General features: G+C 60.9%; 14 protein-coding genes. 8 read left to right on the plus strand and 6 right to left on the minus strand.

Translation table 11 applies throughout. The annotated features are described in order from the left end of the window. Positions 1-131: 131 nt before the first annotated feature. The 6 genes from eno to doeA form a co-directional block, all read right to left on the minus strand. Positions 132-1,427 carry a phosphopyruvate hydratase gene (gene eno / locus ACS92L_RS08400; protein ID WP_438764197.1) on the minus strand — a complete coding sequence of 432 codons (1,296 nt, stop codon included), beginning with the start codon at positions 1,425-1,427 and terminating at the stop codon, positions 132-134. 203 nt (positions 1,428-1,630) lie between these two features. Further along, positions 1,631-2,494: a 3-deoxy-8-phosphooctulonate synthase gene (gene kdsA, locus ACS92L_RS08405; RefSeq protein WP_438764198.1), complete on the minus strand. Its 864-nt coding sequence runs from the start codon at positions 2,492-2,494 to the stop codon at positions 1,631-1,633. Then, the gene (locus ACS92L_RS08410) at positions 2,481-4,163 is read right to left on the minus strand and encodes a CTP synthase (protein WP_438764199.1); all 1,683 of its coding nucleotides are present in this window, start codon (positions 4,161-4,163) and stop codon (positions 2,481-2,483) included. The genes kdsA and ACS92L_RS08410 overlap by 14 nt, the downstream gene beginning before the upstream one ends. A gap of 84 nt (positions 4,164-4,247) precedes the next feature. After that, positions 4,248-4,730 carry an Lrp/AsnC family transcriptional regulator gene (locus ACS92L_RS08415; protein WP_438764200.1) on the minus strand — a complete coding sequence of 161 codons (483 nt, stop codon included), beginning with the start codon at positions 4,728-4,730 and terminating at the stop codon, positions 4,248-4,250. Between the two features lie 93 nt (positions 4,731-4,823). After that, positions 4,824-5,831 carry a N(2)-acetyl-L-2,4-diaminobutanoate deacetylase DoeB gene (gene doeB, locus ACS92L_RS08420; RefSeq protein ID WP_438764201.1) on the minus strand — a complete coding sequence of 336 codons (1,008 nt, stop codon included), beginning with the start codon at positions 5,829-5,831 and terminating at the stop codon, positions 4,824-4,826. A gap of 72 nt (positions 5,832-5,903) precedes the next feature. Then, positions 5,904-7,091 carry an ectoine hydrolase DoeA gene (gene doeA, locus ACS92L_RS08425; RefSeq protein ID WP_438764202.1) on the minus strand — a complete coding sequence of 396 codons (1,188 nt, stop codon included), beginning with the start codon at positions 7,089-7,091 and terminating at the stop codon, positions 5,904-5,906. Positions 7,092-7,404: 313 nt separating this feature from the next. On the opposite strand from doeA, the gene ACS92L_RS08430 reads away from it, so the two are divergent. From ACS92L_RS08430 to ACS92L_RS08465, 8 genes are all read left to right on the plus strand, one after another. Then, entirely contained in the window at positions 7,405-9,513 is a 2,109-nt protein-coding gene (locus ACS92L_RS08430; RefSeq protein ID WP_438764204.1) for a methyl-accepting chemotaxis protein, read from the plus strand. 1 nt (position 9,514) lies between these two features. Continuing rightward, positions 9,515-11,047 (plus strand): chemotaxis protein CheW, encoded by a 1,533-nt coding sequence (locus ACS92L_RS08435; protein WP_438764206.1) that lies wholly within the window; start codon positions 9,515-9,517, stop codon positions 11,045-11,047. A 136-nt stretch (positions 11,048-11,183) separates the two neighbouring features. After that, complete coding sequence (gene corA, locus ACS92L_RS08440; protein ID WP_438764207.1) at positions 11,184-12,131, plus strand: magnesium/cobalt transporter CorA; 948 nt, start codon at positions 11,184-11,186, stop codon at positions 12,129-12,131. Positions 12,132-12,179: 48 nt separating this feature from the next. Beyond that, the gene (locus ACS92L_RS08445) at positions 12,180-13,109 is read left to right on the plus strand and encodes a 2-hydroxyacid dehydrogenase (protein ID WP_438764208.1); all 930 of its coding nucleotides are present in this window, start codon (positions 12,180-12,182) and stop codon (positions 13,107-13,109) included. Positions 13,110-13,158: 49 nt separating this feature from the next. Further along, positions 13,159-13,815, plus strand: a complete 657-nt coding sequence (locus ACS92L_RS08450) for a hypothetical protein (protein ID WP_438764209.1) — start codon at positions 13,159-13,161, stop codon at positions 13,813-13,815. 65 nt (positions 13,816-13,880) lie between these two features. Continuing rightward, the gene (locus ACS92L_RS08455; protein WP_438764211.1) at positions 13,881-14,765 is read left to right on the plus strand and encodes an SMP-30/gluconolactonase/LRE family protein; all 885 of its coding nucleotides are present in this window, start codon (positions 13,881-13,883) and stop codon (positions 14,763-14,765) included. Positions 14,766-14,854: 89 nt separating this feature from the next. Continuing rightward, entirely contained in the window at positions 14,855-15,610 is a 756-nt protein-coding gene (locus ACS92L_RS08460; RefSeq protein WP_438764212.1) for a FadR/GntR family transcriptional regulator, read from the plus strand. Between the two features lie 197 nt (positions 15,611-15,807). Beyond that, a complete protein-coding gene (locus tag ACS92L_RS08465; RefSeq protein WP_438764213.1) occupies positions 15,808-17,238 on the plus strand; it encodes a sugar porter family MFS transporter in 1,431 nt (476 codons plus the stop codon). The last annotated feature ends 61 nt before the right edge of the window (positions 17,239-17,299 follow it).

The raw sequence follows: 17,299 nt of genomic DNA on the forward strand, positions 1-17,299 counted from the left end.
ACTCATGGTGGGTTCTGCACCCCTCTCCGGTCAAGCCAATCGTCCAGGATTCGTCGAATATACAGGGCGTGCATAAAAAATCCGACTGCACGTGGCAGCCGGATTAAATTTAGTGATTCAGATCAAGGTAATCAGGATTGACCCTTCACTTCGGCAAGCCCCTTGTAGGGTGCCTTGCCGGCCAGCTGATCTTCGATCACCAGCAAACGGTTGTACTTGGCGACGCGGTCACTGCGCGACAGCGAGCCTGTCTTGATCTGTCCGGCGCAGGTGCCGACCGCCAGATCCGCAATGGTCGTGTCTTCGGTTTCACCGCTGCGATGCGAGATAACCGCCGTGTAGCCGGCATCGCGCGCCATCCTGATGGCATCAAGGGTCTCGGTCAGCGAGCCGATCTGATTGAACTTGATCAGAATCGAGTTACCTACGCCCTTGTCGATGCCTTCCTGGAAGATACGCGTGTTGGTCACGAACAGGTCATCGCCGACCAGCTGTACACGATCGCCCAGCTTGTCGGTCAGCGCCTTCCAGCCGTCCCAGTCGGACTCGTCCAGACCGTCCTCAATGGACACGATCGGGTACTGATCGACCAGATCGGCCAGATAGTCGGCAAAGCTTTCGCTGGTGAAGGTCTTGTTTTCACCGGAAAGCGTGTACTGACCGTCCTTGTAGAATTCGGAGGCCGCGCAGTCGAGGGCCAGCGTCACATCGGTGCCAAGCTTGTAGCCGGCATCGCTGACCGCCTGCTTGATCGATCCCAGCGCGTCGGCATTGGATTCCAGATTTGGCGCAAAACCACCTTCATCACCCACTGCGGTAGACTGGCCGCGACCGGACAGCACCTTTTTGAGCGCATGGAAGATTTCCGCGCCCATCCGCAGGCCTTCGGCGAAGCTTTTGGCGCCGACCGGCTGAATCATGAACTCCTGAATATCGATGTTGTTATCGGCGTGCTCGCCGCCGTTCATGATATTCATCATCGGCAGCGGCATGCTGTACTCACCCGGCGTGCCATAGAGCTCGGCAATGTGGGCGTAAAGCGGCATGCCCTTTTCGGTCGCTGCCGCGCGCGCTGCCGCCAGCGACACGGCGAGAATGGCGTTGGCGCCCAGATTGCCCTTGTTGTCGGTACCATCCAGATCCAGCATGGCCTGATCGAGCGCGCGCTGATCATTGGCATCCATGCCCTTGAGACGATCGCGGATTACCGTATTAACGGCGTCCACGGCCTTTGTAACACCCTTGCCCAGATAGCGTGACTTGTCGCCATCGCGCAGCTCCAGCGCCTCGCGCGAGCCGGTCGAGGCGCCGGAGGGCGCGTAGGCCTGTTCGCTGATACCACCGGTCAGCGTGACCGTGGCCATGACGGTGGGGTTACCGCGCGAATCAAGCACTTCGAGTCCATGAATATCAACAATCTCGGCCATCTAAAGCATCCTCACTGGTTAATCCTTCGCCCCGTACCTGACGGGTCGAACGCAAACAAACATGTTATGAAAGCATAGAAAGCGACCCGTTTGCCTGCCATGCCAACGTGTTCACGATATCGTTAGACTAAAGTCAAAGCCATTACCGATCTGATACGCGCTGCCCATAAAAAACGCCGGTCATTGCGACCGGCGTTTTGAGACTAGCGTATGTCGATGGGATCGAAATGCTTGACCACCCCATCGAGCATTTTAAGCTGCTCCAGAAAGGGCACCAGACGATCCAGCGGCAGCGCACAGGGGCCATCACAGCGCGCGTTGTCCGGGTCCGGATGCGCCTCGACAAAAAGCCCTGCGATACCCGTGGCAACGCCGGCACGGGCAAGCTCGACGACCTGCTGGCGACGACCGCCGGCACTGTCGGCGCGTCCGCCCGGCTGCTGCAGCGAATGGGTGACATCGAAAAGAACCGGGTAGCCGGTCTTTTTCATCTCGCCAAAGCCCAGCATGTCCACGACCAGGTTGTTGTAGCCAAAGCTCGAACCGCGCTCGCACAGGATCAGCCGATCATTGCCGGCCTCCTCGAACTTGGTGATGATATGTCGCATCTCGTGCGGTGCGATGAACTGCGGCTTTTTGATATTGACCACCGCGCCCGTATTGGCCATCGCCACCACAAGGTCCGTCTGACGGGCCAGAAACGCCGGCAGCTGGATGACGTCGCAGACATCGGCCACGGCACGCGCCTGCCCCGGCTCGTGAACGTCGGTCAGTATCGGCACGTTAAAGCGGCGTTTGATCTCATCAAGGATCTTGAGACCTTCATCGAGACCCGGCCCGCGATAGGAGTGGATCGAGCTGCGGTTGGCCTTGTCAAAGCTTGCCTTGAACACATAGGGAATGCCCAGGGCTTTGGTGGCTTCAACCCAGGCATTGGCCACCTCGATGGCCATGTCCCGTGATTCCAGCACGTTCATGCCGCCAAAAAGTGTCAGCGGCTGCTGGTTGCCGGTGGCGATGTCGCCGATGGCGACGGTCCTTTGCGCTGAAGTGTCAGTGCCTGTCATCGTCACGCTCCTGCTGGTCGCGCGTGCCGGCCTTGTGCGTACGCGTGGCGCGATGCGTCAGCGCGGCGTTGACAAAGCCGGTGAACAGCGGGTGTCCATCGCGCGGGGTCGAGGTGAATTCCGGGTGGAACTGACAGGCAACATACCAGGGATGATCCGGCAGTTCGACCATCTCGACCAGCGACTGATCCACACTGCGCCCGGAAAAGACCATGCCGGCGGCTTCCAGGTCGGCCACGAACTGATCGTTGATCTCATAGCGATGGCGATGACGCTCGACGATGGTCTCGCTGCCATAGATCTCGCGCGCCTTCGAGCCTTCGGTCAGCACGCAGCTCTGACCGCCCAGACGCATGGTGCCCCCCAGATCCGAGGTCTCGTCACGGGTTTCGATGCGTCCTTCCGGCGTGATCCATTCGGTAATCAGCCCCACCACCGGATGACGGGTGTCGTGGGTGAACTCGGTGGAGTTGGCATCGCGCCAGCCGGCCTTGTTGCGGGCAAACTCGATGACCGCCACCTGCATGCCCAGACAGATTCCCAGATAGGGGATGCCGTGTTCGCGGGCATAGCGTGCCGTGGCAATCTTGCCTTCCACGCCGCGCGAGCCGAAGCCGCCGGGCACCAGGATCGCATCCTTGCCTTCGAGACGCTCGACGCCTTCACGCTCGATGGTCTCGGAGTCGACGTAGTCGATATTGACCTTTACGCGGGTCTGGATGCCGGCGTGCATCAGCGATTCATTGAGCGACTTGTAGGCGTCCAGAAGCTCCATGTATTTGCCGACCATCGCAATATTGATGGTCTTGAGCGGATTGAGCTTGGCATCGAGCACCTTCACCCATTCGCCCAGATCGGCAGGAGGCGGATCAAGACGCAGCTTGTCGCACACGATGTCGTCAAGCTCATGGTCGTGGAGCATCAGCGGGATGCGATAGATGGTGTCGGCATCCTGCATCGGGATAACGGCGCGCTCGTCGACGTTGGTAAACAGCGCGATCTTGCGACGCTCGCTGGCTTCAAGCTCGACCTCGCTGCGACACAGCAAAATGTCCGGCTGAATACCGATGGAGCGCAGCTCCTTGACGCTGTGCTGGGTCGGCTTGGTCTTGGTCTCGCCGGCGGTCTTGATATAAGGCACCAGCGTCAGGTGCATGAACAGCGCATGGCTTGAGCCGACTTCGCTGCGCAGCTGACGAATGGCTTCCAGAAACGGCAGCGATTCGATGTCACCCACGGTGCCGCCGATCTCGACCATCGCCACGTCATAGCCTTCCGCGCCGGCCTTCACGCGACGCTTGATCTCATCGGTAATATGCGGAATGACCTGAACGGTACCGCCCAGATAATCACCCCGACGCTCCTTTTTGAGCACGTGCTCGTAGACGCGACCGGTGGTGAAATTGTTGGCCTGGGTCATGCGCGAGCGAATAAAGCGCTCGTAGTGGCCCAGATCAAGGTCGGTCTCGGCCCCATCTTCGGTAACAAAGACTTCACCGTGCTGGAAGGGGCTCATGGTGCCCGGATCGACGTTGATATAGGGGTCGAGCTTGAGAATCGTGACCTTCAGGCCACGGGCTTCCAGAATAGCGGCCAGAGAAGCTGCAGCGATGCCTTTACCAAGAGAAGACACAACGCCACCGGTCACGAAAATATATCGCGTCGTCATGGGGAACCTGTTAATGCTGAGCGAAGGCCGGCCAGAAAGGCGGGCCAGGATGGGAGATCAGTTTACGCGAAAGCGTCGGCGCGCTCAATTTGCATTGTCGGCCCGAAGCCGGATCAGCGGGGATGACGCCCTTTTAATGGACTTGGTCACGATATAGGTGAAGTAGCGGTGAATGCCGAGCTCCTCCATCAGCCAGCGATCGATCAGGCGCTGATACTGATCGATGCTTTCGGCCTCGATCAGCACCAGATAGTCCACACCGCCGCCCACGGCCACGCATTCACTGACCTGCGGCGTCTCGCGCATGGTGCGCTCGAAACGCTCGGACACGCTCATGCTGTGGTTTTCCAGCTCGATCTGCACCCATACCGAGGTCAGTGCCACCCTGACCCGGTCGCTGATGCGGGCACTGTAGCCCTCGATGATACCGGCGCGCTCCAGACGTCTGACGCGCTCCCAGCAGGGGCTGACCGACAGATTGATCGCCTCGGCCAGCCGCGATTTGGTAATGCGGCCATCCCGGGACAGGATGTCGAGAATGCGTAAATCATATTGATCAAGCTTCATCGGCCCCCCGGATCGGACAAGTGCAGGAGACGACAGGCTCGCAACCGATGGCCGGCTGCTATCCCTGCACATCGATAGCCACCAGCGCCTTGTTCAGCGCTCAAGCGTTTCGACCAGTTCCCCGATGACCACCAGGGTATCGCCCATCTCGACGCGGGCCGGAAAGCGCCGCGCCAGTACCAGGCCGTCACGGCTGGCACGATACGCCACGGGCTCGGCGCCGGTACGCGTGATGTCCCAGATGCGGGCAACCACCTCGCCTTCGCGTACCAGCCCGCCCAGCGCACAGGTCATCTCCAGAAGCCCGGCATGTTCGCTTTGTACGTAACAGGAGGCGTCCGGCATCTCGACATACTGCTGACGCGGCGGACGCTGGACCTCGCCTTCGGTAATGCCGGCAAAGATCAAAAAGTTGCGCACGCCCCGCTCGCTGATCTCGATACTGGCCGGCGTTGACGTCCCGCCACCGCCCAGCTCGGTGGTCACCAATACCTTGCCCTGGCTTTCCACCACCGTGTCGTAAAGCGCCGCGGCATCCAGCTCATACATCATGATGGCCGTCGAAGCACCAAAGTCGATCGCGCCCTTGAGGCTTTGGCGCTCAAGGTCGAGATCATCAAGGCGGTGGGCGGCAGCAAACGGCAGGATATCCAGCGTGCGCCCGCCCGAGTGCAGATCCAGCGCGATGTCGCACATCGGCACCAGCACCCGGGTGAAATAGTCGGCAATCTGTTTGGTCGGTCCGCCGTCCGGATCGCCCGGAAAGCTGCGGTTGAGGTTGCCGCGATCCATCGGCGACGTGCGACGCCCGGCCTGCGCGGCCGGCTGATTCATCATCGGCACGATGATCACACGGCCTGTGACCTCTTCCGCCGTCAGGCGCCGGGCCAGTTTCAAAAGCGCCGTGATGCCCTCGTACTCATCGCCATGGTTGCCCCCGGTCAGAAGTGCCGTGGGCCCGTCGCCGTTTTTGACCACGGTAACCGGGATCATGACCGCCCCCCAGGCGGACTCGTCATGGGAAACCGGCAGTTTGAGAAAGCCGTGCTGGACACCGTCGGCATCAAAATCGACGGTCGCGGAGATGGGACTTGGACGCATGAGCAGTGCTACTCCCTGTAGTGAACCGCGCCCGGCGCCCCGAGTTTTTTGGGGACACCGGCAAAAGGCGCGCTATTTGACGAAGAGCTGGCGGGGGAAGTTGCAGAAGGTTTCCACCCCGGTCTCGGTGATCAGGATCGACTCGGTGATCTCGAGACCCCAGTCGTCCATCCACATGCCCGGCATGAAATGAAAGGTCATGCCGGGTTCCAGTACGGTCTCATCGCTCGGGCGCAGGCTCATGGTGCGCTCGCCCCAGTCGGGCGGATAGCTCAGACCGATGGGATAACCACAGCGGGCGCCGCCCCGGTCAAAGCCCCACTTGTCCATCGCCGACCCGAGCGCCATGGCCAGATCACAGCAGCGATTGCCGGGCTTTGCGACCTCAAGCCCGTTTTCGATGCCCTCCAGCAGCGCCGACTCGCCGCGCAAAAAGTCGCGGGTCGGACGACCCAGAAACACCGTGCGCGACAGCGGTGCGTGATAGCGCTTGTAGACGCCGGCGATCTCGAAAAAGGTGCCCTCGCCGCTTTTAAACGGCGCGTCATCCCAGGTCAGGTGTGGAGCCGCTGCATCCTTGCCGGTCGGCAAAAGCGGCACGATGGCCGGATAGTCACCGCCATGGCCCTCGACCCCTTCAACGCCGGCGCGATAGATTTCGGCCACCAGCCGGCTCTTGGGCAGACCGGGCTCGACCATATCCAGAATGCGCGCGTGCATTTCATCCACGATGCGCCCGGCCACGCGCATGTATTCGATTTCGGTGGGGGATTTGATCGCCCGGCACCAGTTGACCAGGGCGTTGGCATCGACCAGCGTCGCCTCGGGCAGGTTCGCCAGCAGACTGGTATAGGCCTTCGCCGAGAAGTAGTAGTTGTCCATCTCGACGCCGATGCGTCCGCGGTGCCACTGCCACTGCGGCAGGATCGACCGGGACAGATACTCCATCGGGTGCATGTCGGGATTTTGAACGTAGTAGTCCGGATACCAGGTCACATGGGTATCGGGATTCATCCAGCAGGTGCGTATCGCGCCATTGCTGTCCTGGCGACGGCCGTACCAGACCGGGTCATCGTCAAGGCTGATCAAAACGCACTGGTGAACGTAGAACGACCAGCCGTCATAGCCGGTCAGCCACGCCATGTTGGACGGGTCATACACGATCAGAATATCCAGCTCGGCGCGCGCCATTGCCGCTCTCACCCGGGCCAGACGCTGAGCGTACTCTTCGCGCGTAAAGGGAAGTGCAATGTCAGTCATTGGCGCTCGCTTTTCCCGGTTCGATGACCAGGCATTTGTTGTATTCAACGACATTCCAGAGACAAGCATGGTGCAGGAAGACCGCGACTGCCATGTGCTCAACCCTGCCTTCAGGTCAGTCTGGCCCTGTCCAGGCGTTCGGGTCAAAAGCTGTCCGCCCCGCCATGACAGGATCAGACAATAATCAATTTGAATTAAAGTGCCCTCATGGACAGGTCGATATGGCGTCAAGACTCGTATTCACCGTTGCCCTGTTTCCATAACGCCCTGAGTTGCAGGTGATCAGGACGCCTTTTTGAGAGATCGACCTCACATGAGCGATACCAGCAGCACCGTCAGCAGAGAAGACTATTTCCGCGCTGCCATCGACCGCGCCCAGGCCGTTATCGAGTTCACCCCGGAGGGCATCATTATCGATGCCAACGAGAACTTTCTGACCACAGTGGGCTACAGCCTCGAAGAAATAAAAGGCAAGCATCACCGCATCTTCTGTGATCCCGAAGAGATTGCCTCTCCCGAATACCGCGCCTTCTGGCAAAAGCTCGGACGTGGCGAATTCGATGCCGGCGAATACCGCCGCATCGGCAGAAACGGCCGTGAAATCTGGCTGCAGGCGACTTATAACCCCATTTTCGATGACAGCGGCGCGCCCGTACGGGTCGTCAAGTTTGCCTCTGACATTACCGACCAGAAGCAGCGTGACGCCGAGTTCGAAGGCAAGGTCGATGCCATCAGCCGCGCCCAGGCCGTCATTGAGTTCGACCTGCAGGGCAACATCCTGTCGGCCAACGACAACTTTTTGGCCGCCGTGGGCTATCGGGCCAACGAGATCATCGGTGAACACCACCGCATGTTCTGTGATGAAGCCCATACCCGCTCGGTGGAATACCGGGAATTCTGGAAAAATCTGGCACGCGGTGAATTCGCCCAGGGCGAGTACAAGCGTTTTCGCAAGGATGGCAGCGAGATCTGGTTGCATGCGACCTATAACCCGATCATGGATGCGGCCGGGCGCCCCTATCGCATCGTCAAGTTCGCCACCGACATTACGGACCGCAAGCTGGCCAACGCCGAGTTCGAGGGCAAGGTCAACGCGATCAGTCGCGCGCAGGCCGTGATCGAGTTCGATCTGCAGGGCCATATCCTGTCGGCCAACGACAACTTCCTGGCAGCAGTGGGTTACCGGGCCAGCGAGATCACCGGTGAGCATCACCGCATTTTCTGCGAGCCGGAGTACGCCCAGAGCGAGGAGTACCGCCGCTTCTGGGAAGAGCTGGGGCGTGGCAAGTTCATGAGCGGTGAGTTCAGCCGGATCACACGCGATGGCAAGGAGCTCTGGCTACAGGCCTCCTATAACCCCATATTCGACATGAACGGGGCCCCCTTCAAGGTGGTCAAGTTTGCCACCGACATTACGGCCAGAAAGCGCGAAGGCGTCGAGCTCGAAGGCCGTCTCAGGGCCATCGACCGCGCCCAGGCCGTCATCGAGTTCGATCTCAAGGGCAACATTCTTACCGCCAACCGCAACTTCCTGCATACCATGGGCTACACCCTGGATGAAATTCAGGGCCAGCATCACCGCGTGTTCTGCGACAACGACTATGTCATGAGCACCGACTATCGCGACTTCTGGCAAAAGCTCAGCAACGGCGAATTCTTCAGCGGCCGCTTCGGACGGCTGGGCAAGTTCGGTCGCCGCGTCTGGATACAGGGCACCTATAACCCGATCTTTGATGCCAGGGGCAACCCCTGCAAGATCATCAAGTTCGCCACCGACATCACCGACCAGGTCAAGCTCGAGGAGAGCATCAAGGATCAGGCCTCATCGATGAGTTCAAGCATTACCGGCCTTAACGCATCGATCAACGCCATTGCCGAAAACGCCCAGCTCACGCAGCAGCTGGCGCACTTCACCCAGGAAGAGGCGCAGCGCGGCAGCAATATGCTGATTCGCTCGACCGAGGTCATGGACGCCATCCGCAAGGCTTCCGAGGATGTCGATGCCATCGTCAAGGTGATCGGCGAAATCGCCAATCAGACCAACCTTTTGGCCTTTAACGCCGCCATCGAGGCTGCCCGCGCCGGCGAACACGGTCTTGGGTTTTCGGTGGTGGCCGATGAAGTCAGGAAACTGGCCGAAAAGTCTTCTGACGCCACGCGCCAGATCAATCGGTTGCTGGGCGAATCCAGTCGCCGCATCGAGGAAGGCAACGTCGTCTCGCGCGACGCCCGGACCTCCTTTGACAAGATCGTGGAGGGCATCGAAAAAACCAGCACGTCGGTGGATGAAATCACCCACGCCACGCGCGCGCAGCTCGAAACCGCCGAGCACGTCGAACAGTCGATTCTGGCCCTGAATGCGGCCACATCACCCCATGAAACAAAAGGTGTTATCACCACGACATCTCAAAAGAGCGCCTGACATGACTGAACTTGCCACAAGTGCCAGTACCTACGGCGTGCTGGGCATCGGCAGCAGCAACGTCGCCCTGCCCGTTGGTGCGTTAAGAGAGGTGGCCGATCTCACGCATGCGTTGACACCAGCGCCCATGGCACCGCCCTGGTCGCTGGGCGCGTTCATGCTGCGCGAGGAGATGATCCCGGTCATCGATCTGGCACGGCTGTTGCGACTTGATGAGAGCACCGGCGCACGAGGCGCCGGGGATCGCGTGGCCGTGGTGCACTGGCAATCCGGCGTGGTCGGTCTGCGCGTGGACGCCATTCACGGCATTACCACCGTATCCGATGAGCATCTTCAGCCGCTGGAAGACAACCATGCAGCGCCTCTGACCCCGGCGGCCTTCAACACCCGTGTGGGCGGCGAAAATCGGCTGGTCTATGTCCTTGAGCTTGGTGCCCTGCTGGCACTGGAAGGCGTTACCCGATCGGTGGCCGCCAACGATACGGACGTGCACGACACCGCGCCCTCACAGGTATCGGATAACGGACATGTTTTTTCCGAGCGCCATCGGGCCCTCATGATCGAGTGCCTGGGCGTTTATCTCAGCCTGCCCGCCTCGATGGTGCATGAAATCCAGCCGCTGGAGTCGCTGGATGCACCGGTGCTTGAGGTCGAGGGGTTCATGGGCACTACGCAGCTGCGAGACAGCCGCATGGCCGTTTTTTGCCCTCTGATTCTGGCCCGGCTGGAGAAAAAGTGTACCGCCCGTGCCGCCCTGATGGTCGTGGTGGCCGTCAGGGGGCAGCTGCTGGGGCTGGCCGCCAGCCGCGTTCTGCGCATGATCGATCACGACCCGGCGGCGCTGATGCCGCTGGCCGATAATCACGCGAGCGCTCGGGCCACGGTTGCGGGCATGATCAAACATCCCGAACTGGGTGAATCGCTTTTGCTTGATGCGGCCCGCTTTGCCGGCGATCAGGACATCCTCACCATTGCAGCCATGTATGCGGGCAGGGAAAACGAAAGAGCCACGGAAAGCGTGGTCTATCGCCGCTTCGCCTTTGTCCACTTCGAGGCCTTTGGCGAGTACGTCACCCCGCTTGAGCAGCTCGATGAAGTCATCGCCATGCCCGAAGACTTCACACCCAGCACCAACCCCCGGGAAGGCTGGGAAGGCACGCTGTTGCATCGCGACCACGCCGTTTCCCTGATCGATCTGCGCAGTCTTTTGAACACGCCTCACGACACGCCGGCCACGGACGTATTGATCGTGGCCTGTGGCGAGTATCGGGTCGGCTTCATGATCGATAACGCCCGCCATATCGAATACATCGATGCCCCGGCCAGCAGCCTGATCATTCGCTGGCGCGGCGAGCAGGAAATCGGCACACCGCCCATCGAGCAGTGCAAGCGTTTGATCGTGGTGGGCACAGGGGCCAGCAAGAAGGTCTTGTCGGTGCTGTGTCTGGAAACGCTGGCGGCGCTGCTGGTCGATATCAACGCCTCTCACCAGTGCGCCATGATCGACTCGGCCCTGCCTGCGCGATCCGCCTGAGACCCGGGTGGTGTCATTTCGAGAGGTGGTGACACGGCGGTTACTGAGATGGTGACCCGGCGGTTACTAAAGTCTTTGGCAATAACACCCTGCTCTGGGATCATGAGGCCCATCTATCGCGTGCCGGAATGTCATCATGATCAGGACCTACAGCCTTGAGCAGCAGACCATTCACGAACTGGCCGACGACGCGCTCGACGAGCGTTTGTCGCAGGCCACGTGGATCGATGCTCAGGAACCCAGCGACAGTGAACGTCAGGCCCTGGCCCCCTTTCTGGCCGAAGAGCTGCCCGGCAGCACCGAGGTCGAAGAGATCGAATCCTCGGCGCGCTATTTTGCCGACGCCGACGGTCTCCACGTTCACTCCCTGTTTCTGACCCGCAATGAAGGCAAGCATCAAAACACCACGGTGGCCTTCATTTTACAGCCTCAGCGGCTTTTGAGCCTGCGCGAGGAGGATCTGGCCGATTTCCGGCTGCTGCGTCTGCGTGCCCGTCGCGGCCAGATCGAGGCCGGCTCCCCCCAGGAGCTGATGGTGACCATCTTCGAGCAGAAGGTGGAAAACCTGGCCGACAGCGTCGAGGACATGCACCGCGACCTCGAACAGGTCAGCCATCAGGTGCTGGAAGTCGAGGACTCCGATCTCGAGGACGCCATCGATCGTCTGGCCAAGGTCGAGGACAGCGTCGGCAAGATCCGCCTGTGTCTGATGGACACCCAGCGCTCGCTGCATTTTCTGCTGCGCCACCTGCGTCGCCACCCGGAGCTCCAGGAGCAGGCCCGCGAGGTGCTTCAGGATGTGGACGCCCTGATGTCGCATAACACCTTCCTGTCCGACAAGGTCAACTTCCTGATGGACACGACCCAGGGCTTTATCAACATCCAGCAAAACCAGATCATCAAGATCTTTTCGATCGCCTCGGTCATGTTTTTGCCGCCCACCATGATCGCCAGCATCTATGGCATGAACTTTGATGTCATGCCGGAGCTCCACTGGCCGCTGGGCTATCCCTTTGCCATCCTTGTCATGTTCATATCCGGCCTGACGCCCTTTTTGTACTTCAAGCATCGCGGCTGGCTCTAGGCCGCCAGCATCTGCCGCCCCTGTCCACTCGCTCAAGGTGAAGGCGATATGCGCATTCTGATTCACGCCCCCGAGGCGCCACGCTGGCAGGAGACGCTGAGACGCGAACTGCGCCCGACCCTGCCCAACGCCAGCATCGTGACCACACAGGAAGCCGGCGAAGGCCCGGCCGATATCCTGGTGGTCTGGAAGCCGCCGGCCTCGCTGCTGGCGTGTCAGGATGCCTCCCTCAAGGCAATTTTCAATGCCGGCGCCGGGGTGGATGCCCTCCTGAGTCTGCCCGGACTGCCCGACGTGCCTATCGTGCGCCTGCGCGATGCCGGCATGGGCGCGTTGATGGCCGACTATGCGCTCTATGGCATCCTGCACTTCTATCGGGACATGGACCGCTACCGTCAACAGCAGCTGGAACATCACTGGCAGGAACAGCCGCTGGATGATCGCAGCGCCTGGCGCGTGGGCATCGTGGGGCTGGGAACGCTCGGACAGGCCTGTGCACAGCGAATACGTGCTCAGGGATTCGAGGTGCAGGGCTGGAGTCGCTCCGAGAAACATATTGAGGGGATCAAGACCCATCATGGCGATACCGGATTGACCACCCTTTTGAACACCTCACGGGTCATTGTCAGTCTGCTGCCGGATACGCCCGAGACGCGCTGGCTGCTTGACGAGCAGCGTCTTGCCCAACTGCCCGAAGGGGCCGTGGTCATCAATGCCGGACGCGGCACCACGCTGGACCCGGATGCCCTGCTCGGCCTCATCGAGCGCGGCCATCTGCGTGGCGCCATGCTGGACGTTTTCCCCGACGAGCCCCTGCCGGCACAGCACCCTCTCTGGCAGGACCCGCGGGTCATCGTGACCCCGCACGTGGCCGCGCCCACCGACGTGAGTGCAGGGGCCCGACAGTTTGCCGCCGACATTCTTGCCCTGACGCGCGGTGACTCCCTCGACACCGTCGACCCCGCCACGGGGTACTGACTCCCTGGCCCGGCCCGGTGTGCCCTGCCATTAACCGACAGGAGACGTCATGCCTCGCGCTTTTCTGGTGATGACCGCCCTTTTGCTGTCCGCCCCGATTCAGGCTCAGGAGATTCAGCCCTTCGAGGCCCGCTACCATCTCACCATGGACGGCTGGCCCAACGCCGACATGACCCATCAGCTCGAGCGCGATGACAACGGTTGGCGCACGACCATGCACGCCTCGATCAAGATCGCCACCGGCTATGAATACAGCCGTTTTAGATGGCATGACGATATCGGGGCCGCCCCCTGGAGCTTTTACAGCCGCTACCGCTTGTTCGGCTTTGGCGATACCTACCGGCTCGATGAACAGCAGCTCTCCAGGCTGCCCGACCGTCAGGCGGCGCTGTTTACCCTCAGCCGGCAGGCGTTTGATGCGCCCTCGTGTCGCGGGCGCCGCGCCGACCCCTGCACGTTTGAATATATTGATCACAAGGAGCGCGAACGCGACATGGCCTGGCGGGTCATCGACGACCCGGAAATGCCGGTACCCCAGGGACGCTGGCAGACGCGCCACGTTGAAGCATGGGACACGGACAAGCCCGACCGGCGCATGCATTTCTACTTCACGTCGCGCTATCCGGGTCTTCTCGTGCAGACGGACTATTTTCGCGATGGCAAACTGAGCGCGCGGCTGCAGCTCACGGGGCTGGAGACGCCATAGGCCACGCTGATGGGCCCGGGCGCTCATCAGACAACAACATCCAACACTGATACCACGGAGGGAACATGCTGGAACCCCATCTGACACTGACCATGGCACTGGGAGAAGGGCCCCACTGGGACGGCCATCAGCAGCGTCTTCACTGGACCGACATTCTGGGCGGCGAGCTGCATCAGCTTGACCCCGACAACAATGAGCACCGGGTCTTTCGCTTTGACGAGCCGCTGGCCTATGCCGTGCCCGACGAGCAGGGCGGCTACCTGGCGGCCTTTCGCTCGGGCCTGTGGCATCTCGATGACCAGGGACAGAAACAGCGCCAGCTCGTTGAAGGCCCGCAAAACCCGGACATCAGCTGGTGCAACGATGGCCACTGCGATGCCCACGGTCGGCTGTGGATCGGCACCAAAAACGCCGAGGAAGCCCATCCCACAGGAGCACTTTTCAGCTATCACGGCGACGTGCGTGAGCATATCAACGGCGTGACCATTTCCAACGGCATCGCCATCAGCCCGGATAACCGCTGGCTCTATTTCAGCGACACGCCCACCCATCATATCTACCGCTATCCGCTGGATATCGATGCAGGGACACTGGGCAAGCCAGAGCTCTTCGCCGACACCCGAGCACTGGCGCTGCCGGGCTCACCGGACGGTGCCGCCATCGATGAGGCCGGCCACTACTGGGTCGCCATGTATGGCGGTGGCGTCGTGGTACATTTCGATGATCACGGCAAGGTTGTGGAAACCCTGCCGCTGCTGGCACCCAACCCGACCAAGGTCACCTTTGGCGACAGCGATCTTAAAACGCTTTATGTCACCTGTGCCCGCCAGGGACTGGAACAGACCACACTGGATCAGTATCCCGATGCCGGCTCGCTTTTCTCTACGCGCGTGACGACACCGGGTCTGCCCGGCCATCGCTATCGAGACACCGGTGGCGACACGACCTGAGCTGCGCCCTGCCCCCGATGCGGTTCTGGCGTATCGGGGGCGCGGTCCGTGATATGTTTTATCCTGATGCTGCCGCCCTCGAGAATCGAATGAAAGACACCGCCTTCCACGACACGCACCACGTGGCCGATCAGCTGATCAAGGAAATCCTTGACGGGCGCTATCAGCCGGGCGATTTCATTCCCAAGGAGCTGGAGATCTGTCGGCAGTCGGGGCTGAGCCGTAACGTGGTCCGTCGCCATCTGGGCGCACTGGTCAACGGCGGCATCATCGAGCGTATCTCCGGCTACGGCTCACGGGTGCGCGAATTCTCGCAGTGGCACATTCTCGACCCTGCCGTCACGGACTGGATCACCCGTTTTGGCGGGCCGCATCTGGAGATCCAGCGCGAGATTTTAAGCTTTCGCCTGACGGTCGAGCCCTGGGTGGCCATGATGGCTGCCACCAGCGCCACCGCCCGGGATCTGGTCGCCATCGAGGAAGCCTTCGAGGGCATGCAGCGCCATCATCTCGATGAGGACACCACACGTCACGACCACTGTGACGTCTCCTTTCACGTCGCCCTCTATTACGCTACTCACAATATCGTCTGGTCCCAGCTCTCCCACGTGCTGCGCCCCTCCATTCATCTGCTGGTATCGCAGAGCAACACACGCACGCTTGACCCCGGTCACAGCCTCGAAAGCCATCGGCGCCTGATGGATGCCGTTCGCATGCGCCGCGGCGATGAGGCTTATCACGCCGCGACCGCCGTACTCGAAGACACCGCACATGCGTTGAACATGGACATCACACCGGCCCCCATGCCCGCGCACCTGCCTGTAAGCGCAACTTCTGTCAGCTGACCCCGTACGTTGTAAAGCACATCCCCCGCTCCCGCCCCGATAGCCTCTCTGACCTGTTGAGACTCTCCTCAAGAGCCTGGACCAAGGTCGAAACGGCCAAAGTCTATGTTGAGCATTTACGGTAAATGTCCAACATACAAAGCCTGTTGTTGATCTTAATATCTGCCATGTACGCCGTCACACTTCCGGGGTAGCTCATGAAATCTTCCATGACCGCGGCATCGAACGAACCACGCCATCACGCTGCGCGTCCGTCAATGTCGACCGTCTACATGATCGGCGGCGTTGCGGCGCTGGCCGGTCTGCTCTTTGGCATGGACATCGGCGTCATCTCCGGCGCCCTGCCCTTTATCGAACACGATTTCGGCGTCAGCGACCGCCAGCAGGAGATCATTGTCAGCGTCATGATGCTGGGCGCCGCGCTGGGTGCCTGCGCCAGCGGTACCCTGTCACGCAGAATGGGTCGCAAGCTCACGCTGACCGTCAGCGGGGTGGTCTTTGTGGTGGGGGCACTGCTCTCGGCGCTGGCAACGTCGCCGGAGATGCTGATATTGGCCCGACTGGTGCTGGGTGTGGCCGTGGGCATTTCCTCTTATGTGGCGCCCATCTATCTTTCCGAGATCGCGCCGGAGCACATCCGCGGTCGGCTGATTTCCTTTTATCAGCTGATGATCATGGGCGGTATTCTGCTGGCCTATCTGACCAATACGCTGTTCAGCTACTCGGGCAACTGGCGCGGCATGCTGGGCATCATTGCCATCCCCGGCATACTCCTGCTGATCGGCATGTTCTTTTTGCCGCGCAGCCCGCGCTGGCTGGCAAGCTGTGGCCGCTTTGACGAGGCCCGCAGCGTCCTGATGCGCCTGCGCGGTGGTGACAGCTCAGGCGTTGACGAAGAAATGGCGCGCATTCGCAATAACCTGAAGGTGGGGGATTCGGGCTGGACGCTTTTCAAGCGCAATGCCAACTTTCGCCGCTCGACCGGCCTGGGCGTCACGCTGCAGTTCATGCAGCAGTTCACCGGCGCCAACGTCATTTTGTATTACGCGCCGCGCATTCTGGAGATGGCCGGCTTTGACAGCCCCAGCGAGCAGCTCTGGGGGACGGTCGTAATCGGCCTTGTCATGACGCTGGCAACCCTGATTGCCGTGGGTCTGGTCGACCGCGCCGGGCGCAAGCCGCTGCTCTATACCGGCTTTACCATCATGGGGCTTTGCATGCTGGCCCTGGGCGCGCTGTTCGAATACGGACTCGAGGGGGCGACCACCCAGTATCTGGCGCTCGCCCTTCTGGGCACGTTCGTGGTCAGCTACGCCATGTCGGCTGCCCCCATGGTCTGGATTCTGTGCTCCGAGATCCAGCCGCTCAAGGGGCGCGACTTCGGTGTGGCCTGCTCCACGGTGACCAACTGGGTGGCCAACATGATCATCGGGGCCACCTTCCTGACGCTGATCAACGTGCTGGGCAACGCGATCACCTTCTGGCTTTATGCCGCACTGAACTTCGCCTTTATCGCAGTGACGCTGCTGCTGGTGCCCGAGACGCGCGGCGTGGCGCTTGAAAAAATCGAACAGTCGCTGATGGCAGGCAAACGGCTTCGCAACATTGGCCAACCGATACGCAAATAGAACCCTGACCCTGCCTGCCCGGTACCGGGCAGGCGTTCTATACTGCCCTGCAACCGCTACG

Origin of the sequence: Kushneria halocnemicola, from assembly GCF_965650455.1 — a bacterium.
In the GTDB taxonomy this organism is placed as follows: Bacteria; Pseudomonadota; Gammaproteobacteria; order Pseudomonadales; family Halomonadaceae; genus Kushneria.